Below are 21,269 nucleotides of genomic sequence, written 5' to 3'. Positions count from 1 at the left end.
GATACACAACGTATCAAGCGAGGCTCATCATGCAGATCAAGCTGGCCAATCCCCGGGGCTTTTGCGCCGGCGTCGACCGTGCCATCGAAATCGTCAATCGCGCCCTGGATGTGCTGGGCGCACCGATCTATGTACGTCACGAGGTCGTTCACAACCGCTTCGTGGTGGATACATTGCGCGAGCGCGGGGCGGTTTTCGTCGAGGAACTCGATGAAGTGCCCGACGATGCCACGGTCATCTTCTCCGCCCACGGTGTCTCGAAGGCCGTGCAGCAGGAAGCCGAACGTCGCGGGCTCAAGGTCTTCGATGCTACCTGCCCCCTGGTGACCAAGGTACATATGGAAGTGCTGCGCTACGCCAAGCGCGGCCAGGAGTGCATTCTCATCGGTCATGCCGGCCACCCCGAGGTGGAGGGCACCATGGGCCGCTACGACAGTTCCCATGGCGGCGCCATTTACCTGGTCGAAGACGAGACCGATGTGGCCGCGCTAGAGGTCAACAATCCCGAGACGCTCTCCTTCGTCACCCAGACGACGCTCTCCATGGACGATACCGCTCGGGTCATCGATGCGCTGCGAGAAAAATTCCCCGCTATCGATGGCCCGCGCAAGGACGACATCTGTTATGCCACCCAGAATCGCCAGGACGCGGTGCGTCAGCTAGCAGCGGAAAGCGATCTGGTATTGGTGGTGGGCAGTGTCAACAGCTCGAATTCCAATCGGCTGAGGGAACTGGCGGAGCGCATGGGCTCCAGTGCCAAGCTGATCGACGATGCCAGCTTGATCGAGGAGTCTTGGTTGAAAGGTGTCGATACCATCGGTATTACCGCCGGCGCCAGTGCTCCGGAAGTGCTGGTCAACGGAGTAATCGAACGCCTGCGCGAGCTGGGAGCCGCGGTGCCGAAAGAACTCGAAGGGCGTGAAGAGACCATCGTCTTCTCGATGCCCAAGGAATTAAGAGAGAAAGTAATCGCCAGCGGATGAGTAAAATATTTTATACCAGTCGAAAAGTCGGGCTTTTGCCCGACTTTTTTATGCTTTGAAAACAGAGGGGGCAGGTATTATCACGACACAATGATACAGAAATGTAACCGCTTATAGGGAAAGCCTGTGCGCCAGCAACGTGGCTTCACACTCATCGAATTGATGGCCACTCTAGGGGTGATGGCGGTCGTGGCGTCTTTCGCCGTGCCCACATGGCAGAGTTTCATGGCGCGCCAGCAGGTCGACAACGACGTTCGGGCGCTTACTCGTTCGTTGGCCATGGCCCGTAGCGAAGCGGTTTCTCAAGGCGACGATGTTAGCGTATGTCCTTATGCCATCACCGCAACCGAATCGAACCCCTCTGATTGTAGCGAAGACGATGACTGGCAGCATGGCTGGGTCGTCTATCGTGGCAATGGAAGTGCCGTTCCTGCTGACGCCCGCATTTGGGTAAAAGATGCCACCGTATCATCGCTCATCCTGAGCTCCCGTTCTCGAGTATTCTTTTCCCAACGTGGAACCGCCCGAGGCAGTAATAATACCTGGACTTTCTGCGGCAACGGTTACGTGCGCGAAGTATTGCTGGCACCCTCAGGACGCGTTCGAGTTCGTGATGGTACGGAGGCGGACTGCACATGAATCAGCGACGACCGCTTCGGGCGAGCGCACCAGGACAACGTTTGTCAAAACAACAGGGGATAGGACTGATCGAGGTGCTGGTCGCCTTGTTGCTGCTCAGCGTGTCGCTATTGGGCCTGGGGATGCTGCAAATCAATACCATGCAGCATCAGCGTTCAAGTTATAACAATACGATGGCACAGCTTTTAGCAGTGGATATGGCCGAGCGGATACGCGCCAATCTGAGTGCGTTGGAAACCTATGATGGTAAATCTACCGACGAGGCGTCATCAGGTGGTTGCACACAGGGATGCAGCCCTTCGCAGCTGGTGTCGCAGGATATTACCGATTGGACGAAGGCAATTGACGACTCACCTCTCACCTCGGGTGTTGGCCGCATCGATGTCGATACAGGAGATGGCGTCAAAAACGTTGAAATCAGGTTGACCTGGCAGGATCCTCTTGCAGAAAAAGAACGCAAGGGCGGTGATGCCACCGTTGATCAAATATTCAGCTTCAAGGTGGCGTTATGAAAAGCCGCCAGACAGGATCCGGCCTGGTCGAGTTGATGATCTCCCTGGTGCTGGGGCTTTTGATCAGCGCATTGGCGATGCAGATGTTCATGACCTCACGGGCGAGTGTTTCGACTCAGGAGGCCCTGTCATTTCTGCAGGAGTCCGCGCGCTATGCGTCCTATCGTCTGCAACCGATGATGCGCAATATTGGCTATGCAGGCTGTGCCAGTAACAATCTCTATATAGATCCCGATTTAAAAAACCCACCTTATAGTATTGAGTTCCCCATGGGTGGTAAAGAGCGTACTCATCGCGGTCTTTCCTACTGGGAAATGACCTTCGTCTTTGCCGATAAGGAAGCAGGCCGGGCTCCCCTTGAAAGCATATCGGATGAGGATAATTCGCTAAGCTTAAAAAGCGGATACGAAAAAATATTCTTGAATGAGGCTGGAAATTTAGTAGAAAAAGTGGCCTCGCTCAGTGACTGTCTAAATAGTGAAGTCTTTATTATAGATAAAATTGTGGGCGGGAGTATTTATCCCGATAGCAGTTTAAGTAGGCTTTATAATAGTGGTTCATCCCCCGTTAGCTACGTATACCCCGTAAAGGTCTGGACGCTACGTTTGAACGATCAAGGTGGCAACGAAGAGATTCGTTCCCTTTATCTGGATAGAGTCGGGGCAGATTTCGCAGCTGAAGAAATTGTCTCCGGTGTTACCGGCTTTGTTATCACGTTTAGTCTGGACACTGACGGTGACGGAAAAGTGGATACGCCCAACAAGGCAGCAAATTCAATGACAGGCGACGATTGGCAAAAGGTGCGCCGTATCGAACTCGCCCTGACGCTGCAGAGTCAACCCGGTGCGGTATCTGGCGGCCCCAATCAAGGGCGCCTCGAGCGTACCTTCAATCTGACTTTTACACCACGCAACCTGCAGTTGGCGGGAGAAGGTTGATGCGATCGCGCGGCACACAGCCTAGGGCACAACAAGGCGCTGCCCTGCTTGTGGTATTGGTGATGCTGGCGGCGGTCGGCCTGCTGGCCGTCATCGGCGCCGAGGACTCTCAGCTACAGGCCAAAATGAGTCTCAATAGTCGCCATTACGAACAGGCATACAACAACGCCGAAAGTACGTTGGTGATCGCCGAAAAAACGCTATTGGATAATCTCAAGGACGGCACCTGGCAAGTAGAAAGCAGCTTCGATAAAGACACGGGGATAAAAGGGTTGTTGAATAATACTGATGACCTAGCCCCCTTCGATGCTGCCGATCGAGACGCCATGATGGTAAATGGCATTGAGATCAAAGAAAAGGGCATCGCCATAGGCGTTTATGTAATCGAATACCTGGGTAAGCTAGACGAAATGCCAATGAGTAGCTCTGGCGATGCGCCGGTAAATCAGGCCAATGCTGAGAACGCTTTTGATAACCCATTAAAAGAGGCCTTTCGCGTCAGCGCGCTGGGCAGTGCCGGGGCCAGTGGATCTTCCTGGGCGGTGGTTCAAAGTGAAATGTCGCTTGACCCTTCTTATTACAAGGAGTAACCGGTATGCGCTTTAGGTTGAGTGTCGCCTTGTGTCTTTGGGCACCTACTTGCCTGGCTGCTCCTGGATTGATTGCCCAATCCCCGGTCATCGAGGCTACCGGTGTACAGCCCAATATTCTTCTGATTCTTGATGATTCGGGAAGCATGGATTGGGAGGATACCTTGAATAAAGGTGTGGAGAGCCTTGGTCTACAACCAACGTCATCATATTTGCAGAGCACGAAAATATTTAGTCGCGGAAAACAGAGATGGGAAATAAATAACTTCAATAGGTATGGCTTTGAGACCCATGCCGATATTGCCACATGCCGCGGCTTCAATGTCCTCGCTTATGACCCTGACGTCAGCTATGAACCTTGGCCGGGTCATGCTGACAAAACCGCTGAAGGCCTTGAAAGGCTCTATTATCTTCGCTGGAATGATGATGGCGATGGTGTATATGATGTTGGAGAGTGCGGTTATGTTACCAGAAAAGAAAAATTTAAGTTGGATGATAATTATAAAGTCAATGTAAGTGATATGAGTGGCTTGCAAAAGACCAATTATGCCAATTGGTTCCACTATTATCGGGACCGCATGAAGGTCGCCAAAACGGCTTTTTCGGGCATCGTTGCCGAAAGCAATGCAAGGGTCGGTTTGCGCACTATTCATCAGCGTAACGAGCAGGATATAGACGATATTTTAAAAGACAGTCATCGCCAGAGCCTTGTCGACAGTATCTTGCTGGCCGAGACTGAAGGCGGTACGCCACTACGCTGGGCGTTGAGAAGAGCAGGAGAATACTTCAAAGGTAATAATTCCCCCATTCTGAGTGCCGATGAAGGCGGCATGTGCCAACAGAACTACGCCGTGCTGATGACCGATGGTTATTGGAACGGTTTTTCCCCGTGGGTGGGCAATACCGATAGGCAGGGCGGTGCCTGGGTACGCCCGAGCGATCATGACAACTATTCGAATACCCTGGCCGATGTGGCCATGAAGTATTATCAGACCGATCTCTCTCCCCACCTTGAAGACCTGGTGCCTATCGTGCCGGGGGTGGATGAGAACCAGGCGCAACATCTCGTGACCTATACCGTGGGTTTCGGGGTCAATGGCACTGTCGAGAACGATCCCGAGAATCCTGATGCACCCTTCGATTGGCCCTGGCCGGAAAGAGATAGCCTTACCACAATCGACGATCTGCGTCATGCCGCCTGGAATTCTCGCGGCAAGTTCCTCAATGCGGCCGATCCGAAGGCATTGATCGATGCATTGAACAACGTCGCGCGGGATATCGCGGCGCGCTCAGCAAGTACCGGCGGCCTTGCGGTCAGCCGTACCTCGGTAGGAGCCGACGCCACCTTGATCCAGACGATCTACGACCCGGCAATCTGGAAGGGCGATGTCACTGCGCGCAAGTTCGATGACCAGGGAAAACTCAGTGTCGACCCCTTGTGGTCACTTTCCCAGCAATTGGCAGACCAGAAGGAGCGTCATGTAAATCGCAATATCTGGACGATCGATCCCTCCGCAAATCCCGCCGATCAAGCCTTTGAATTCAAGGCCGACCAGATCGGGAAGTTTAGCCAAACCCAACTTCTTGATCTGACGGCTTTCTTCGATGATGGCTCGCCAGCTACAAACGATGAGATCCAGACGCTGATCGACTACTTGAGAGGCGACCCCCTGGCTGAAGGCACCAAGTTTCGTGCCCGCAACGGCAAGTATCTAGGGGATATCGTTCACTCGTCTCCCGTTATCGTGGGCGCGCCGACGCGGTACTACGATGACGATGTCGCCAGTGCGAAGCACTCGGCCTTTCGCACTGCCTACAAGGACCGGGATGCCATGGTCTATGTGGGCGCCAACGATGGCATGCTGCATGCCATCGACATGATCAGTGGGGAAGAGGTCTTCGCCTTCATGCCCCACGGTGTATTCAGTACTGAACCCGGCAGTGGCGTGCACCAGTTGGCTCGCAAGGACTATGTGCATCGCTACTATGTCAATGCCTCGCCGGTGGCGCGAGACGCTTATGTCAAGCTCCCGGGAGAAGAGCACGCGAGCTGGCACACCTTGTTGCTAGGTGGGCTTGGCGCTGGGGGCAAGTCGGTATACCTGCTGGATGTCACGGATCCTGACCGGTTCGATAAGCCCGAAAATGTCATCAAGTGGGAGTTCTCGCACCGGGATCTCGGCTACAGCTTCAGCGATGTACAGGTGGCCAAGCTCGATGATGGCAACTGGTACGCAATTTTCGGCAACGGCTATAACGCGGACAGCGATGGCAAGGCCAAGCTATTCATCGTCGATCTTGCTGACCCTTCTCGATACGCGCTATTGGATACCGGCGTCGGTCACAACAATGCTGGAACCTGTATCGCTGCCGGCAGCGACTGCAACGGTCTGTCGAGCCCTGAAGTGGCGGATCTCGACGCCGACAGTGTTGTTGATTGGGTTTATGCCGGCGATCTTCACGGAAACGTCTGGTCCTTCGATCTGCGTGATTTCGACCTGACAGCGAGCGGCAGCGACGACGTGAATCGTCTGTTCCAGTCCTGTGCCACGCCGCTGAGTGCACAATCGCCAAACTGTGCCCTTGAGCAACGCCAACCGATCACCACCCGGGTGGCGGTGGCGCGTAACGGTGTTCTCGACAGCACCGTGGATGCACCCAATCTCAATGTCTATTGGGGTACCGGCCAGCTACTCGGTTTGCAGGATAAAGACGATAAGCCCCAAGCCTTCTACAGCGTGCTGCACATGGGCGATGGAGAGCGTCGTTATCACGCCGACCTCGAGAAACAGAGTTTTACCGCGCTTTCCGGCGTCAACGATGCTCGTACCGTGACCGGTAATCGCGTGGACTACTCCAGTAAAAATGATGCGAGTCGATATGGATGGTATCTACCCTTTGCCGAAGCCGGTGAACGGTTGATCGTGACGCCGGCGATACGCGGCGATCTGGTGCTGTTCAACACTACCGTGCCGGGGGCAGGGGGTATCTGTACCGCGGGTGGCAGCGGTTGGCAAAGCGCAGTCAGTTTGCGCGATGGCATTGCGCCGCTGCGTTCGGGGTCGAACGCCATTCAGCAGATTTTCGATTACAACCAGGATGGCACGGTCGATGGAGCCGATGATGTGAATGACAGCCTGGTGTTGTCCATCAAGCTCAGCGGTGAACCTACGGCGCCAGCGTTCCACGAAGATAACATGCTGACAAGCGAAGGCGGGGCCGAAAGTATTACTGAGGTGAAACTGGAAGAAGATGGACGCCCACCTCGGCCGTCAGATAGCGGCAGCAATGCTCGGCGGCGCAGTGCCTGGTATCAGTTGCGTTGAGGAGAAGAAAATGAAGCAGCTCAAAGGACTCTTGGTGATTCTAACGGCGGGTGGGTTGGGTTCGGTGACGGCATCCGCAAGCGCCCAGTCGTTCTTGAATCAGACCTGGGAGCGAGAAGGCATCGTGCAGGAGGTCGATCTTGGTGGCCAGGTACTGATCTCGGATTCGCTATTCAATGTACCCCTCGATTCCAAGCTGTATCGCCGTGATGGCAAGTCGATGCGGATTGGCGATCTGCGTGTGGGGGATCGGGTGCGCTACGTTTCTCAAGGCGCGCCCCAGACGCTGATTAGCCTACAACGCCTCGATCAGAAGGTAGCGCAATGAATACACAGCATCGAAACCAAGGTTTTACCCTGCTCGAGCTGATGATCGTGGTGGCGATCGTCGGTATCCTGGCATCCGTCGCCTATCCGAGCTATCAGTCCTATGCCGAACGTTCTAGGCGCGGCGACGCTACCACCGGGTTGTTGAGCCTGGCGCAATCCCAGGAGCGCTTCATGTCGCGCTGCGGCGAATACGCGTCCAGGCTTGATGGCAAGAGTGATTGCAGTGACACGGATTCAGGGTTGGGCCTGGGCGATGCTTTGGGCGAAGAGGGATTCTATGTGTTTTCGATGAACGCCACTGCAACGAGCTATACCCTGACGGCAACACCGCGGGGAGCTCAGGCCAGCGATGAGCAATGTCAGCGGATAGCGCTGAACCACCTTGGTATTCGTACCGCTCAAGACGGGAAGGGCAAGAGCACTCGAGACACTTGCTGGTAAGTTGAGCCTTGGTTGCGTCTCCAGGTGGGTGTGATCATTCCTGGGGAGGCGGCTTCCGTTCCAGAAACTTGTCGCGATGCTCTGGGCTGCAGAACCATTGATCGCCCTGACGCACGGCATCGTTCTCGGGCAGATGCACTCGGCAATAGCTACAACGTACCATCTGGCCATCGTCGAGGCGTCGCGACTGATCGGTATCACGTTCCAGCTGCCATTCCCGGTACATGCGATACAGCTTGAGGCCCGCCCAGAACAGCACGACAAAAATGATCAGGCGTATGATCAAAAGATTCATCCTCTGACTCCCTTGGTGACCGGTAGGCGCTTTGCCTCAGCGCAGTCCTTGCGGGACAATGTGTATTAAGGGTGACAGTGTAAAGCCCTTGTCTGTTTCAGCCAATTCAAGGAAGTGAATCGCCATGCAAGACCTGACGCTGGTCATGGCCCAACTGGATCCTCTGGTGGGTGACATCCCTGGCAACACTGAGCTTGCCATCGAGACGGTGCGCGAAGCGAGCATCGAGCACAAAGCGGATGTGGTGGTACTGCCAGAGCTATTTCTTACCGGCTACCCGCCCGAGGATCTGATGCTACGTGCTTCCATGGAGGCTCGACTGGAAGAAGCACGTGCACGCATGGCCAAGAAGATGGTCCGCAACGTCATGGTGATCGTCGGTTATCCCGGACGCCGCAAGAAGGGGTATTTCAATCTGGCCGGTGTGCTCTACAACGGCGAATGGATTGGCGAATATGCCAAACAGGCGCTGCCCAACTATCTGGTCTTCGATGAACAACGCTATTTCAAGTCGGGTCGCCAGCCCCTGGTGATCGAACACCGGGGCGCGCGGCTGGGCATCCTGATTTGCGAGGATCTGTGGGAAGGCAAACCGGTGCGCAAGGCCTGCGACGCCGGCGCCGATATTCTGGTGACTCTGAACGCCTCGCCTTTTCATCAGAACAAACCCGAAGAGCGTCTAGCGCTATTTGCCGACTGGGCCAAGACCGTCCAGCGCCCTTTGGTTTACGTCAATCAGATCGGCGGGCAGGACGATCTGGTATTCGATGGCGGCTCGCTGGCAGTGAGCGCCGAAGGCGATCTTCGGGTGCGAGCCCCGCATTGGCAGGTCGGATTGATGCCGGTGCGCTTCGTCAAGCATGAGGAGCGCTGGGAGCCCGAGGCGGGCGAGTGCGAGCCCCTGGGTGACGATGAGGATAACCTCTATTGCGCCCTGGTCACGGGGCTGCGGGATTACGTCAATAAAAGCGGTTTTCAAGGGGTGGTGCTCGGGCTTTCCGGCGGCATCGATTCCGCCCTGTCGCTGGCCATTGCCGTGGATGCCTTGGGGCCGGAGCGTGTGCAAGCGGTAATGATGCCGTATCACTACACCGCGGATATCTCCCGAGATGACGCGGCGGAGCAAGCGCGTCTGCTCGGAGTGCAGTATGACGTAATGCCGATAGCTCCGATGGTCGAGGCCTTCACCGAGACCTTGGCGGAGAGTTTTGAAGGTTGTGAGCGTGACACCACCGAGGAAAATCTGCAGTCGCGCTGTCGTGGTGTGCTGCTCATGGCCATTTCCAACAAGAAAGGCCTGATGGTGCTGACCACCGGTAACAAGAGCGAGATGGCGGTAGGGTATGCCACGCTCTACGGCGACATGGTAGGCGGTTACAACGCCCTGAAGGATGTCTACAAGACCGGGGTCTATCGTCTGGCCAAATGGCGCAATACCCAAGGGCTGGTGATTCCCGAGAGGGTCATTACACGTCCGCCTTCGGCGGAGCTGGCGCCGGATCAGCAGGATAGCGATTCTCTCCCGGGCTACGATGATCTCGATGGGATTCTCGAACGCTATATCGAAAGAGACATGAGCGCCGAGGCCATCATCGAGGCAGGATTTGCCGAGGAAGACGTCTACCGAGTAGTGAAGCTGGTCGATCGCAGTGAGTATAAGCGTCGCCAAGCCTCTCTCGGAGTGCGGGTGACCTCACGAGGCTTTGGGCGGGACCGGCGTTATCCGGTCGTCAATGGCTGGCAGCCGGGTGAGTGAATAATGCCTGAATTGCGGCCCAGCCAAGAACCCCTGCCAATCGGCAGGGGTTCTTGGTTCAAAGCATTGCTAAAGACGCTGGCCGGATATCAACCTGCTAGGCTGAGCGGTTCGGCATCGACGTGTGCCGGCTCGAAAGTACGCCCGTCCAGACTCGGGTTGTCGGGATCGTTCTCTATCAGGGTCGCCAGCACTTCCCGAGCGCGGTCGCGCATGTCCATGCCCAGATAACCTTCCACCATGACTGCCAGAGCGTCACGGGTAGCAGTGGATTGCGGATAGTGCTCGATGACCCAGCGACCGCGTTCGATGGCGGCAACATAAGCGCCCTTGCGTAGATAGAAGTCGGCCACCTGCAGTTCGTTGCGTGCGATCACGTTACGCAGATAGATGATGCGTTGCCGCGCATCCGGGGCGTAGGCGCTGTCCGGATAGCGCCGCACCAGCTCGCCGAAATCCACATAGGCATCTCGGGACGCGCCGAGATCGCGCTTGGAAATATCGATCATGCTCAGACTTTCGAGGCTGAAGCGTCCCGCTTGGTAGGCGGCCAGACCACGCAGGTAGTAGGCATAGTCCACCTGGGGGTGATCCGGGTGCAAGCGAATGAAGCGGCTGGCGGCGGCTCGGGCGGCTTCCCAGTTATCCACCTTGTAATAGGCGTAGATCAGCTCGAGCTGGGCTTGTTCTGCGTAGCTGCCGAAGGGAAAACGCGTATCGAGGGCTTCGAGCTGAGTCACGGCACTGTTGTAGCGTCCTGCATCCAGTGATGTCTGAGCTTTCTGGTAGAGCTCCTGCTCCTGCAAATCCGGGGCGGCCTCGTTGCTGGCGCAGCCAGTCAGCAGAGCGGCGGAAAGCAACAGGGCAGCTAGGGGAGTCGCGCGCATCGTCATCCTCGTATCGGGCAATCTATGGTGGCCATGCTAGAATCGGCCGAATTCGGCTCACTATAAAGCAAAGCCCCGCAGGGGCGAAACGTCACAGGCCACAACAACGCTATGCCAGAGACCATCCAGCGCGATGAACGTATTCCCGAGACCATGGTCGGCATGCGGCTCGATCAGGCTGCCGCTGAGCTTTTCCCTGATTTTTCCCGTGAACGGCTCAAGAGCTGGATCAAGCAGGGGGAGCTAGTCATGGACGGGGCGCAAGCCAAGCCCAAGGACAAGGTCTATGGCGGCGAGCAACTGTCGTTACAGGCAGTGCTCGAGGAGGAGACGCGATGGGTAGCCCAGGCCATTGCGCTGGATATCGTCTTCGAGGACGAGGATGTGCTGGTCATCAACAAGTCGCCAGGGCTGGTGGTGCATCCTGCGGCAGGCAATCCGGACGGCACTCTGCTCAATGCGGTGCTGCATCACTGTCCGGCCTTGGGCGCGATTCCTCGGGCAGGCATCGTGCATCGTCTCGACAAGGACACCAGCGGCCTGATGGTCGTCGCCAAGACACTGCAGGCGCAGACCTCGCTGGTCGAACAGCTCCAGGCGCGCAGCGTTTCCAGGGAGTACGATGCAGTGGTCATTGGAGTAATGACCGCCGGCGGTACGGTGGATGCACCGATTGGGCGTCATCCCAAGGATCGCAAGCGCCAGGCGGTTACCGCTTCTGGCAAGCCAGCCGTCACGCATTATCGGGTGGCGGAACGCTTTCGCGGTCATACCCATGTGCGCTGCAAACTGGAAACCGGTCGTACTCACCAGATTCGGGTGCATATGGCCTACAAGCGCTTTCCCCTGATTGGAGATGCGCTTTACAGCGGCCGCTTCAAGCTGCCCGCCGGCGCTTCGGATACCCTCAAGGAGATTCTGCGGGAATTTCCCCGCCAGGCGTTGCATGCCCGCAAGCTGGCCTTCATTCACCCGCGTAACGGCAAGTCGATGGCATTTCGTGCCCAGTTGCCGGATGACCTATTGATGCTGCTGGATTATCTGCGAACCGACAGCGAGGAGATGAGATGAGCGAGCAGCCGACCTTACTGCTGCCGGACTGGCCGGCGCCGAGCACCGTCGGTGCCTTCATCACTACCCGGGAAACCGGGCCGAGCCAGGGTGCTTATGCCTCCTTCAATCCGGCGCTTCACGTGGGGGACGAGCTGGCCACGGTGGCCCATTGCCGTAGCTTGCTGGCGGCGCAGGTCGATGACGCGCGACCGCTTCTATGGCTTGAACAGGTGCATGGTATCGATGTTCTACAGGATTATGAGCAGGAGTACGTCGATAAACCGCCCCGGGGGGATGCCGCTGTTGCCTTCGACACACGCTATGTCTGCGTGATCCTTACCGCGGATTGCCTGCCGGTGTTTTTCTGCGATCGCCAGGGTAGCCGGGTCGGGCTCGCCCATGCAGGCTGGCGGGGGCTTGCCAATGGCGTTCTCGAAGCTAGCGTGGCGGCATTGGGGTGTGCGCCCGAGGATGTGCTGGTCTGGCTCGGGCCCGCCATCTCGAACGCACAGTTCGAAGTGGGCAAAGAGGTCTTCGACACGTTCGTTGCAATTCAACCTGAGGCGGCCAGCGCGTTCGAGCCCAGCCCCTATCGCCTCGGACATTACATGGGCGACCTCTATCGGCTGGCGCGGCTGCGGCTGGAGCGCCTGGGTGTTTCACATATCAGCGGCGGTCATTTTTGCACTGCCTGCGAGCCGCGTTTCTACTCGCACCGTCGCGATGATGGAGTCACCGGACGCATGGCGAGCATGATCTGGTTGAAATAATCTAGTTGAAACAGGCCAAGCTTCCTTCTTCCCCTGACTTGAAACCTTCCCAACATACCTCCATTAACATGTCAACGTGAATAAAGGTTGCAGGGCGCGTCCAACCGCGCTCGACCCCTAATGGAGGAGTTCGATGCGAATCGACCGAATGACCAGCAAGTTGCAGAGCGCCTTGGCAGAAGCCCAGTCGCTGGCCGTGGGCCAGGGCCACAATCAACTCGACCCGGGCCATCTGATGGCCGCACTGCTCGATGCCCAGGATAGCGGCATCAAGGGCCTGATCCAGAAAAGCGGCGGCGACATAGCCAAGCTGCGCAGCGGCCTGAGCGACTACCTGGATAATCTGCCCGTGGTGGGGCAGTTCGATGGCAACGTCAACATGAGCCAGGACCTGGCTCGCCTGTTCAATCTCGCCGACCGCGAAGCGCAAAAGCGCGGCGATCAATACATCGCCAGCGAGCTGGTGGTGCTTGCGGCGCTGGAGATGAATCACGCCATCACTCGGGTGCTGACCCAGACCGGTTTGACCAAGAAGGCGGTGGCGGCCGCCATCGACAGCCTGCGCGGCGGCGCCAAGGTCGACGATGCCAACGCCGAGGAGAATCGCGAGGCGCTGGAAAAATACACCCTGGATCTCACCGCCCGGGCGGCAGAAGGCAAGCTCGACCCGGTGATCGGACGGGACGATGAAATACGCCGCACGATTCAGGTGCTGCAGCGGCGTACCAAGAACAACCCGGTACTGATTGGCGAACCCGGCGTGGGCAAGACCGCCATTGCCGAGGGTCTGGCAAGCCGCATCATCAACGGTGAGGTGCCGGAAGGGCTCAAGGACAAGCGAGTGCTGTCCCTGGACATGGGGGCGCTGTTGGCCGGGGCGAAGTTTCGCGGTGAATTCGAAGAGCGCCTGAAGGCGGTACTCAAGGAACTGGCCCAGGAAGAGGGCCGGGTGATTCTGTTCATCGATGAGATACATACCATGGTTGGCGCCGGCAAGGCGGAAGGCTCCATGGATGCGGGCAACATGTTGAAGCCCGCCCTGGCTCGGGGTGAATTGCACTGCGTGGGTGCCACGACCCTGGACGAATACCGCAAGTACATCGAGAAGGATGCGGCGCTTGAGCGGCGCTTTCAGCGGGTGCTGGTGGATGAGCCCAGTGAAGAGGACACCGTGGCCATCCTGCGCGGGCTCAAGGAGCGTTACGAGGTGCATCACGGGGTCGATATCACGGATTCCGCTATCATTGCCGCGGCCAAGCTGTCGACCCGCTACATCACGGATCGTCAGCTGCCGGACAAGGCCATCGACCTGATCGATGAAGCCGCCTCCCGCATTCGCATGGAGCTCGATTCCAAGCCCGAGGAGATGGATCGCCTCGATCGCCGGCTCATTCAGCTCAAGATGGAGCGCGAAGCACTCAAGAAGGAGACCGATGAGGCCTCCCGTCGTCGCCTGGAGGATCTTGAAACACACATCAGTGAGCTCGAGCGCGAGTACGCGGATCTCGAGGAGGTGTGGAAAGCCGAGAAGGCAAGCATCCAGGGAGCGGCCCAGTTCAAGGCGGATCTCGAACAGGCCCGGCTTGATCTCGAGGCGGCTCGGCGCCAGGGCGACTTGGGGCGAATGTCGGAATTGCAGTACGGCGTGATCCCCGAACTCGAGAAGAAGATCGCCGAATCCGGCGAGGGCGAGACGGCGGACGTGACCAAGCACCAGCTGCTGCGCTCCAACGTCACCGAGGAGGAGATCGCCGAGGTGGTCTCTCGCTGGACCGGCATTCCGGTATCCAAGATGCTCGAAGGCGAGCGCGATAAATTGCTGCGCATGGAAGACGCGCTGCATGAACGGGTGATCGGTCAGGATGAAGCGGTCAATGCGGTAGCCAACGCGGTGCGCCGTTCTCGGGCCGGGCTTGCCGACCCCAACCGACCCAACGGTTCGTTCCTATTCCTCGGCCCGACCGGGGTGGGCAAGACCGAACTGTGTAAATCCTTGGCCAACTTCCTCTTCGATACCGAGGAGGCGATGGTGCGCATCGACATGTCCGAGTTCATGGAGAAGCACTCCGTGGCCCGGCTGATCGGTGCGCCCCCTGGCTATGTGGGCTACGAAGAGGGTGGCTATCTCACTGAGGCGGTGCGTCGCAAGCCTTATTCAGTGCTGTTGCTGGATGAAGTCGAGAAGGCGCATCCGGATGTCTTTAACATCCTGTTGCAGGTACTGGAAGACGGCCGCCTCACCGACGGTCAGGGCCGTACCGTGGATTTCCGCAACACGGTGATCGTCATGACCTCCAACATGGGCTCCGACATCATTCAGCGCATGGGGGGCGAGGATACGGATTACGCGGTAATGCGTGACGCCGTCATGGAGGTGGTGGGCAATCATTTCCGCCCTGAGCTGATCAACCGCATCGATGAAGTGGTGGTCTTTCATGCACTGGGGCAGGAGCAGATCCAGGCCATTGCCAGTATCCAGCTCGACCGGTTGCGCACTCGACTGGCAGAGCACGGTCTCATGCTCGAGGTCAGCGACGATGCCATGGCCCAATTGGCGGTGGTGGGCTTCGATCCAGTGTTCGGTGCGCGTCCGCTCAAGCGCGCCATCCAGAGCCGCATCGAAAACCCGCTGGCTCAGGATCTGCTGGCCGGTCGTTTTGCTCCCGGTGATACCATCCGCGTGAGTACCGAGGATGGCCATTTGAAATTTGATAAATAAGTCCGGCTTGAATGCTCTCTCCTCCTTGGCCCGCCTATTTGGCGGGCTTTTTGCTGGAAAACGTTGGATTGGTACGATCGGGCATGATTTTTGCGTCGCAGCATGTTCCATCGGTTGACAGTTTTGGGCTGCTAATGGAATCTTGACGATTCCTGATTGTAGGCGCGGCAATATCGGGCGATCCTCGAGCGCTGCGTGAAGGGTAGGTGTGAGACCTCTACCCGCCTTGCAAGGATTTCCAGGTATGGACCAACCGTTCAGCCTGGCCCAACCCCGCCGCGGCGATCCGTCGCGATATGAAGTTCAGGCCCTATCGGGGCCGTAAAACGCCAGGGTTTGGCATCAGGTGCCGGCATGGCCGGCAGCGGCGTATTGCTGCACTCGATTTTCGTCATTCATTCCGAAGGCGAAATGACACTCGAGACCTCCAGGGGAGAAACAACTGTGGAATTGCTTTCCGGCGCCGATATGATCGCCCGCTTCCTAAAAGATGAGGGCGTCGAATACATTTATGGTTATCCCGGAGGAGCCGCGCTTCACATTTATGATGCGCTGTTTCGCCAGGATGACGTCAAGCACATCCTCGTTCGTCACGAACAGGCCGCGACCCACGCTGCCGATGGCTATGCGCGCGCCTCGGGCAAGCCCGGCACGGTACTGGTCACCTCCGGGCCCGGTGCAACCAATGCCGTGACCGGTATCGCTACCGCCTACATGGACTCGATTCCTATGGTGGTGCTGTGCGGTCAGGTCGCGAGTCACCTGATCGGCGAGGATGCTTTCCAGGAGACCGACATCATCGGCGTGACTCGGCCGATCGTGAAGCACAGCTTCGCGATTCGTCATCCCGCCGAGATTCCGATGGTGCTCAAGAAGGCTTACTATCTGGCGGCTTCAGGCCGCCCAGGCCCGGTGGTGGTGGACATTCCCAAGGATATGACCGCGCCGACCGAGCGCTACGAGTATGTCTATCCGCAGAAAGTCAAACTGCGCTCTTATAGTCCGGTCACCCGTGGGCATTCGGGCCAGATCAAGAAGGCCGTGGAGCTGATGCTCAAGGCGCGGCGTCCGGTGTTCTATACCGGCGGCGGCATTGTGACAGGTCGGGCCTGTGAGCCGTTGACGGATCTGGTACGTCGTCTGGGCTATCCGATCACGACCACCCTGATGGGAATTGGCGCCTACCCGCAAAGCGATCGCCAGTCCTTGGGCTGGCTGGGAATGCATGGCTCCTATGAAGCCAACATGGCCATGCACCATGCGGATCTGATCATCGCAATCGGCGCACGTTTCGATGACCGGGTGACCAACAGCACCTCGAAGTTCTGCCCGACGGCCAAGATCGTGCACGTGGACATCGACCCCAGCTCGATCTCCAAGACCGTGCGCGCCGATGTGCCCATCGTGGGCCCTGCGGTCAGTGTCATCAACGAAATGATCAGCATCGTGCAGGGTCGCGAACCGAGCAATCCCGAAGCGCTGATCGAATGGTGGCAGAAGATCGATGGCTGGCGCGATGAGCGCAAGGGCAAGCTGTATGATGCTGCGGAGCCGGGTGAGCCGCTCAAGCCGCAGCAGGTGATCGAGGCGATTTGCCGCCTGACCCGAGGCGAGGCGTACGTCACCACGGATGTCGGTCAGCACCAGATGTTTGCCGGACAGTATTACAAGTTCGACAAGCCCAACCGTTTCATCACCTCCGGTGGACTTGGCACCATGGGGTTCGGGTTTCCCGCCGCCATGGGGGTCAAGCAAAGCTATCCCAAGGATGATGTGGTCTGCGTGACCGGCGAGGGCAGCTTCCAGATGATGATGCAGGAGCTGTCGACCTGTAAGCAGTACGGTATCGGCGTCAAGATCGTCAATCTCAACAACGGCTCATTGGGCATGGTGCGTCAGTGGCAGGATTTGAATTACAAGTCTCGCCACGCCCACTCCTACATGGAGTCGTTGCCGGATTTCCAGAAGTTGATCGAGGCTTACGGTTTCACCGCTCTTCGGGTAGAAACCTCTGAGGAGCTCGAACCAGCGCTGGAGCGGGCCTTTGCGGACAAGGACGAGTTGGTGTTCCTGGACATCTATGTCGACCCGCGCGAACACGTCTATCCGATGCATGTGCCTCTTGGTTCCATGCGTGACATGCTGCTTTCGAAGACGGAGCGGACCTGATGCGTCATATCATTTCGATCCTGCTGGAAAACGAACCCGGCGCGCTCTCGCGAGTAGTGGGACTCTTTTCCCAGCGCAACTTCAATATCGAATCCCTCAACGTGGCGCCGACGGAAGATGAAACCCTGTCGCGCTTGACCGTGACCACGATAGGGGATGACCGAATCGTCGAGCAGATCACCAAGCAGCTCAACAAGCTCATCGATGTGGTCAAGCTGGTGGATCTGACCGAAGGCAACCATATCGAGCGGGAGCTGATGCTGGTCAAGGTCAAGGCTCTAGGCGCGCAGCGCGATGAGGTCAAGCGCACGGCGGATATCTTCCGGGCTCAGGTAGTTGACGTTGCACCGGGTGTCTACACTGTTCAGATCGCCGGCGACGCCGGCAAACTGGACGCCTTCGTCCAGGCCATGGCGCCGATTGGGATTCTGGAAGTAGCCCGTACCGGTGTGTCGGGCATCGCCCGCGGCGACAAGATGCTCAGTCTGTGAGCGTCTACTGGCAATGGCCAAGCCGCCCCTCGGGGCGGCTTTTTCTTGTCTGTGCCTGCCCACGTTGTCGCTTGATCAACGTACCTGATCCCACAGCGCATGGATCAGAGGGTTCTTGAGTTTCTTCTCCGTAACGCATAAGCCGACATCGTAGGGGGTCAGGGCGGGCTGTATGTCGAGCAGGCGTACCCGATCGGCCAATGGACTGTTGTCGAACACGATCTTGGGCACCACGCCGATGCCGAAACCCAGACCGACCATGCTGACGATGGCTTCATTTCCGCCTACCTGGGCGTAGATGTGGGGTTTGATTCCCAGTGCGGCAAACCAGGCGTCGCTGCGCTCCCGGGCCAGCCCTGTTTCGGAAAGGATCATGGGCACCCGCGCCCATTCATTCTTTTGCGGCGAAAAGAGATCGGCCGGCATCCAGTCCGTTGGGTCTTCGGGAGCAATGAAGACCAGCGGCGACGTAGCAATGGGTTTGAAGGCAATTTGGCGCGGTAGTGTCTCTGGGCGCGCGGTGATCGCCATGTCCTCGTCTCCGCCGAGCACTCGCTGAATGGCCTCCGCTGGATCGCCGGTATGCAGTTTGAGCTCGATGCGCGGGTAGCGCAGGCGGAATTCGCTCAGCAATTCGTAAAGAAAGCTGTAGCTGGCAGTCACCGAGCAGTAGATGCTGATTTCTCCGGACAGTTCGCCGGACTCGCTCATCATGGTGTGCCGAATCAGATCCCACTGCTCCAGAGCATCCCGCGCGTATTGCTGGAAGAGGCAGCCTTCTCGTGTCAGGTGAACGCTGCGATTGTCCCGTGCAAAAAGCAGGACACCCAAACGGCTTTCCAGCTGTTGAATCGAACGGCTTAGCGTCGAAGGGCTGACATGGCAGCTGTCGCTTGCGCGGCCGAAGTGGCATGTTTCCGCAAGCGCCAAGAAATGTTTCAAAAGTCGAAGGTCCAAGGAGAGTATTTCATCCTGTGAATTGCAATGTTGCAAATATAGCGTTTTACGCAACGCTCTGCCTGTCGTATCTTGATTGCCACAATGGCTAATCGACAGCATGGATCGATGCCAACTGGCCACGAAGGCCGACAGGATTCCATTCATTCTTATCTCGGAGCTTCTCATGCACGTTTATTACGACAAGGATTGTGACCTTTCTCTGATTCAGGCCAAAAAAGTCGCCATTGTCGGCTACGGCTCTCAGGGTCATGCTCATGCCAACAATCTCAAGGAGTCTGGGGTAGAGGTGACCGTGGCGCTGCGTTCGGGCTCTTCCTCCGCAGCCAAGGCCGAAGCAGCGGGTCTCAAGGTCGCGTCCGTGGCGGAGGCCAGCAAGGACGCGGATGTGGTCATGGTGCTGGCGCCGGACGAGAACCAGAAAGCCATCTATGAGGGCGATATCGAGCCGAATCTCAAGCAAGGTGCGACCCTGGCGTTCGCTCACGGCTTCAATATTCACTACAACCAGGTCGTGCCCCGGGAAGATCTCGATGTGATCATGATCGCGCCGAAGGCGCCGGGCCACACCGTGCGCTCGGAGTTTGCTCGTGGCGGCGGTATTCCTGATCTGATCGCCATCCAGCAGGACGCTTCCGGTCAGGCCAAGGAAATTGCGCTTTCCTATGCGGCCGCCATCGGCGGTGGACGTACCGGTATCATCGAGACCACCTTCAAGGATGAGACCGAGACGGATCTCTTCGGCGAACAGGCGGTGCTCTGCGGTGGCACGGTGGAACTGGTCAAGGCAGGCTTCGAAACGCTTACCGAAGCAGGCTACGCGCCAGAGATGGCCTACTTCGAGTGCTTGCACGAACTCAAGCTGATCGTCGACCTGATGTATGAAGGCGGCATCGCCAACATGAATTATTCTATTTCCAACAACGCCGAATACGGGGAGTACGTGACCGGGCCGGAAATCATCAACGATGAGTCCCGTGCCGCAATGCGCAACGCTCTCAAGCGTATTCAGTCCGGCGAATATGCCAAGATGTTCATTCAGGAAGGCGGTACCAACTATCCGTCCATGCATGCACGTCGTCGCCTCAATGCCGAGCATCCCGTCGAGCAGGTGGGTGCCAAGCTACGCTCCATGATGCCTTGGATCGCGGCCAATCAGTTGGTCGACAAGAGCAAGAACTGAGTGGTCGAATAAACACCTGAGTGGATACTCAATAGGTAGGAAAGGCACGGGTGACCGTGCCTTTCGTCGTTGACGACCAAGCAATTGGTCTCGTTGTACGCCTACCGTTTTAGATGCCAGGATGTAGAATGACGACTCATGCCCCATGGCAACGGAACGAGAATTATGACTCAGCATTCGAATCAGGAAGAATCTTTCTCATCAATGGCAACCAGTCCGGAGCACTCCGAGGCTAATCAAGAAGCGAATGCTTCGGGGGATACTGCCGAGGACAACAAGAAAGCACCTCGGCGCAGTATTTATCTGCTGCCTAACCTTTTCACCACGTCGGCGCTGTTTTCCGGTTTTTTTGCTGTCGTGGCCTCGATCAACGGCGACTTTGCAGCGGCAGCCATCGCGGTGTTCGTTTCGATGGTTCTCGACGGCCTGGATGGACGCGTAGCACGTTTGACCAATACGCAAAGCGAGTTCGGGGCACAATACGATAGTCTGGCGGACATGCTTTCGTTTGGCGTGGCACCGGCTGTCGTGGCATTTGCCTGGATATTGCAGGACATTGGCAAGATCGGTTGGATTGCTGCCTTCGTTTATGTTGCCTGCGCTGCGCTGCGCCTGGCTCGCTTCAATGTGCAGATTGGTTCCGTCGATAAGCGCTGGTTCATTGGTCTGCCCAGTCCTTCTGCTGCAGCCCTCGTGGCAGGCTGTGTCTGGGTGTTTCACAATTTCGATGCTACCGCGTTCGGCTTCAAGGTATTCATGACCTTGGTGGTGGCAGCTGCCGGTGTATTGATGGTCAGCAATATTCGCTATTACAGCTTCAAGGATGTCGACGTCAAAGGCCCGGTGCCTTTCGTGGCCTTGTTGGCCATCGTGTTCGGCTTCGTCGTTATTTCCATTGAGCCTTCTGTCATGCTGCTGGCGCTGTTTGGTTGTTATGTCGCCTCCGGCCCGATCATGGCGGCCATGCGCAAGGCTCGTCACAGCAAGAGCAAAAAGAAAGCCGCGTAACTTTTTTCATCCAAGGGGCTTGTCAGGCCCGATCTGGATCCGTAAAGTACGCATCCGCTGCTGCCGACGAGGGGTCACCCGAGAGGCACCAGCACCGCTCTTTAACAATTGATCAGGTAATTCATGTGGGCGCTTGTGAGCGATCGGATGCCAGTCATCTAGATCGAGGCAAGCGACTCGTCAAGAGACGTTTGACCCTTGAGCAGGATTGTTCCGCCTCCC

At 57.4% G+C, this 21,269-nt stretch carries 20 protein-coding genes; 16 read left to right on the top strand and 4 right to left on the bottom strand.

The window, feature by feature from the left end; genetic code table 11:
* Nucleotides 1-29: 29 nt before the first annotated feature.
* The 5 genes from ispH to H7850_RS14445 all read left to right on the top strand — a co-directional run bounded on the left by ispH (nt 30) and on the right by H7850_RS14445 (nt 3,662).
* A complete protein-coding gene (ispH, locus tag H7850_RS14465; protein WP_227370301.1) occupies nt 30-983 on the top strand; it encodes a 4-hydroxy-3-methylbut-2-enyl diphosphate reductase in 954 nt (317 codons plus the stop codon).
* Nucleotides 984-1,109: 126 nt separating this feature from the next.
* Complete coding sequence (locus H7850_RS14460) at nt 1,110-1,622, top strand: GspH/FimT family pseudopilin (protein WP_227370300.1); 513 nt, start codon at nt 1,110-1,112, stop codon at nt 1,620-1,622.
* A gap of 41 nt (nt 1,623-1,663) precedes the next feature.
* Nucleotides 1,664-2,134 carry a type IV pilus modification protein PilV gene (gene pilV, locus H7850_RS14455; RefSeq protein WP_227370299.1) on the top strand — a complete coding sequence of 157 codons (471 nt, stop codon included), beginning with the start codon at nt 1,664-1,666 and terminating at the stop codon, nt 2,132-2,134.
* Nucleotides 2,131-3,072: a PilW family protein gene (locus tag H7850_RS14450; RefSeq protein ID WP_227370298.1), complete on the top strand. Its 942-nt coding sequence runs from the start codon at nt 2,131-2,133 to the stop codon at nt 3,070-3,072. The genes pilV and H7850_RS14450 overlap by 4 nt, the downstream gene beginning before the upstream one ends.
* 50 nt (nt 3,073-3,122) lie before the next feature.
* Entirely contained in the window at nt 3,123-3,662 is a 540-nt protein-coding gene (locus H7850_RS14445; RefSeq protein ID WP_227370297.1) for a hypothetical protein, read from the top strand.
* A gap of 206 nt (nt 3,663-3,868) precedes the next feature.
* On the opposite strand, the gene H7850_RS14440 is transcribed toward H7850_RS14445, so the two are convergent.
* Complete coding sequence (locus tag H7850_RS14440) at nt 3,869-4,315, bottom strand: hypothetical protein (protein WP_227370296.1); 447 nt, start codon at nt 4,313-4,315, stop codon at nt 3,869-3,871.
* Here H7850_RS14440 and H7850_RS14435 point away from each other — a divergent pair.
* Genes H7850_RS14435 through H7850_RS14420 form a run of 3 tightly spaced genes read left to right on the top strand, consistent with a single transcriptional unit; the run spans nt 4,301 to nt 7,759 of the window.
* On the top strand, nt 4,301-6,988 hold the full coding sequence (locus tag H7850_RS14435) for a pilus assembly protein (RefSeq protein ID WP_227370295.1): 2,688 nt from the start codon (nt 4,301-4,303) through the stop codon (nt 6,986-6,988). The genes H7850_RS14440 and H7850_RS14435 overlap by 15 nt on opposite strands.
* A 10-nt stretch (nt 6,989-6,998) precedes the next feature.
* Entirely contained in the window at nt 6,999-7,316 is a 318-nt protein-coding gene (locus tag H7850_RS14430) for a hypothetical protein (RefSeq protein ID WP_227370294.1), read from the top strand.
* A complete protein-coding gene (locus tag H7850_RS14420) occupies nt 7,313-7,759 on the top strand; it encodes a type IV pilin protein (protein WP_319799288.1) in 447 nt (148 codons plus the stop codon). The genes H7850_RS14430 and H7850_RS14420 overlap by 4 nt, the downstream gene beginning before the upstream one ends.
* 34 nt (nt 7,760-7,793) lie before the next feature.
* Here H7850_RS14420 and H7850_RS14415 read toward each other — a convergent pair whose 3' ends face one another.
* The gene (locus tag H7850_RS14415; protein WP_227370293.1) at nt 7,794-8,054 is read right to left on the bottom strand and encodes a PP0621 family protein; all 261 of its coding nucleotides are present in this window, start codon (nt 8,052-8,054) and stop codon (nt 7,794-7,796) included.
* A 124-nt stretch (nt 8,055-8,178) separates the two neighbouring features.
* On the opposite strand from H7850_RS14415, the gene H7850_RS14410 reads away from it, so the two are divergent.
* Nucleotides 8,179-9,810 carry an NAD+ synthase gene (locus tag H7850_RS14410; protein ID WP_227370292.1) on the top strand — a complete coding sequence of 544 codons (1,632 nt, stop codon included), beginning with the start codon at nt 8,179-8,181 and terminating at the stop codon, nt 9,808-9,810.
* Nucleotides 9,811-9,899: 89 nt separating this feature from the next.
* Here the strand turns inward: H7850_RS14410 and H7850_RS14405 are convergent, their stop codons facing one another.
* The gene (locus tag H7850_RS14405) at nt 9,900-10,697 is read right to left on the bottom strand and encodes an outer membrane protein assembly factor BamD (RefSeq protein WP_227370291.1); all 798 of its coding nucleotides are present in this window, start codon (nt 10,695-10,697) and stop codon (nt 9,900-9,902) included.
* Nucleotides 10,698-10,808: 111 nt separating this feature from the next.
* Between H7850_RS14405 and rluD the strand changes: the two genes are divergently transcribed.
* From rluD to ilvN, 5 genes are all read left to right on the top strand, one after another.
* Complete coding sequence (rluD, locus tag H7850_RS14400) at nt 10,809-11,768, top strand: 23S rRNA pseudouridine(1911/1915/1917) synthase RluD (RefSeq protein ID WP_227370290.1); 960 nt, start codon at nt 10,809-10,811, stop codon at nt 11,766-11,768.
* A complete protein-coding gene (pgeF, locus tag H7850_RS14395) occupies nt 11,765-12,520 on the top strand; it encodes a peptidoglycan editing factor PgeF (RefSeq protein WP_227370289.1) in 756 nt (251 codons plus the stop codon). The genes rluD and pgeF overlap by 4 nt, the downstream gene beginning before the upstream one ends.
* A gap of 133 nt (nt 12,521-12,653) precedes the next feature.
* The gene (gene clpB, locus H7850_RS14390) at nt 12,654-15,239 is read left to right on the top strand and encodes an ATP-dependent chaperone ClpB (protein WP_227370288.1); all 2,586 of its coding nucleotides are present in this window, start codon (nt 12,654-12,656) and stop codon (nt 15,237-15,239) included.
* A gap of 444 nt (nt 15,240-15,683) precedes the next feature.
* Nucleotides 15,684-17,408, top strand: a complete 1,725-nt coding sequence (locus H7850_RS14385) for an acetolactate synthase 3 large subunit (RefSeq protein ID WP_227370383.1) — start codon at nt 15,684-15,686, stop codon at nt 17,406-17,408.
* On the top strand, nt 17,408-17,899 hold the full coding sequence (ilvN, locus tag H7850_RS14380) for an acetolactate synthase small subunit (protein WP_227370287.1): 492 nt from the start codon (nt 17,408-17,410) through the stop codon (nt 17,897-17,899). Before H7850_RS14385 ends, ilvN begins: the two co-directional genes overlap by 1 nt.
* A 75-nt stretch (nt 17,900-17,974) precedes the next feature.
* On the opposite strand, the gene ilvY is transcribed toward ilvN, so the two are convergent.
* A complete protein-coding gene (ilvY, locus tag H7850_RS14375) occupies nt 17,975-18,856 on the bottom strand; it encodes an HTH-type transcriptional activator IlvY (RefSeq protein ID WP_227370286.1) in 882 nt (293 codons plus the stop codon).
* 166 nt (nt 18,857-19,022) lie between these two features.
* On the opposite strand from ilvY, the gene ilvC reads away from it, so the two are divergent.
* Both ilvC and pssA read left to right on the top strand, forming a co-directional pair.
* On the top strand, nt 19,023-20,039 hold the full coding sequence (gene ilvC, locus H7850_RS14370) for a ketol-acid reductoisomerase (RefSeq protein ID WP_227370285.1): 1,017 nt from the start codon (nt 19,023-19,025) through the stop codon (nt 20,037-20,039).
* Nucleotides 20,040-20,204: 165 nt separating this feature from the next.
* A complete protein-coding gene (gene pssA / locus H7850_RS14365) occupies nt 20,205-21,047 on the top strand; it encodes a CDP-diacylglycerol--serine O-phosphatidyltransferase (protein WP_227370284.1) in 843 nt (280 codons plus the stop codon).
* Nucleotides 21,048-21,269: the final 222 nt, after the last annotated feature.

Source organism: Halomonas sp. M20 (assembly GCF_020622265.1).
Lineage (GTDB): Bacteria > Pseudomonadota > Gammaproteobacteria > Pseudomonadales > Halomonadaceae > Modicisalibacter.
The sequence above is the reverse complement of the archived record's forward strand: the minus strand, read 5'-3'. Positions and strand labels throughout refer to the sequence as shown.

Excerpts from the sequence above, each read along its gene's own strand:
- H7850_RS14440 (WP_227370296.1), bottom strand. The coding sequence starts at position 4,315 with ATGAATAGTGCGCAAACCGACCCTTGCATTGCTTTCGGCAACGATGCC.
- ispH (WP_227370301.1), top strand. The coding sequence starts at position 30 with ATGCAGATCAAGCTGGCCAATCCCCGGGGCTTTTGCGCCGGCGTCGAC.
- ilvC (WP_227370285.1), top strand. The coding sequence starts at position 19,023 with ATGCACGTTTATTACGACAAGGATTGTGACCTTTCTCTGATTCAGGCC.
- H7850_RS14420 (WP_319799288.1), top strand. The coding sequence starts at position 7,313 with ATGAATACACAGCATCGAAACCAAGGTTTTACCCTGCTCGAGCTGATG.
- ilvN (WP_227370287.1), top strand. The coding sequence starts at position 17,408 with ATGCGTCATATCATTTCGATCCTGCTGGAAAACGAACCCGGCGCGCTC.
- H7850_RS14450 (WP_227370298.1), top strand. The coding sequence starts at position 2,131 with ATGAAAAGCCGCCAGACAGGATCCGGCCTGGTCGAGTTGATGATCTCC.
- pssA (WP_227370284.1), top strand. The coding sequence starts at position 20,205 with ATGACTCAGCATTCGAATCAGGAAGAATCTTTCTCATCAATGGCAACC.
- pgeF (WP_227370289.1), top strand. The coding sequence starts at position 11,765 with ATGAGCGAGCAGCCGACCTTACTGCTGCCGGACTGGCCGGCGCCGAGC.
- H7850_RS14430 (WP_227370294.1), top strand. The coding sequence starts at position 6,999 with ATGAAGCAGCTCAAAGGACTCTTGGTGATTCTAACGGCGGGTGGGTTG.
- H7850_RS14415 (WP_227370293.1), bottom strand. The coding sequence starts at position 8,054 with ATGAATCTTTTGATCATACGCCTGATCATTTTTGTCGTGCTGTTCTGG.
- rluD (WP_227370290.1), top strand. The coding sequence starts at position 10,809 with ATGCCAGAGACCATCCAGCGCGATGAACGTATTCCCGAGACCATGGTC.
- H7850_RS14405 (WP_227370291.1), bottom strand. The coding sequence starts at position 10,697 with ATGCGCGCGACTCCCCTAGCTGCCCTGTTGCTTTCCGCCGCTCTGCTG.
- clpB (WP_227370288.1), top strand. The coding sequence starts at position 12,654 with ATGCGAATCGACCGAATGACCAGCAAGTTGCAGAGCGCCTTGGCAGAA.
- H7850_RS14410 (WP_227370292.1), top strand. The coding sequence starts at position 8,179 with ATGCAAGACCTGACGCTGGTCATGGCCCAACTGGATCCTCTGGTGGGT.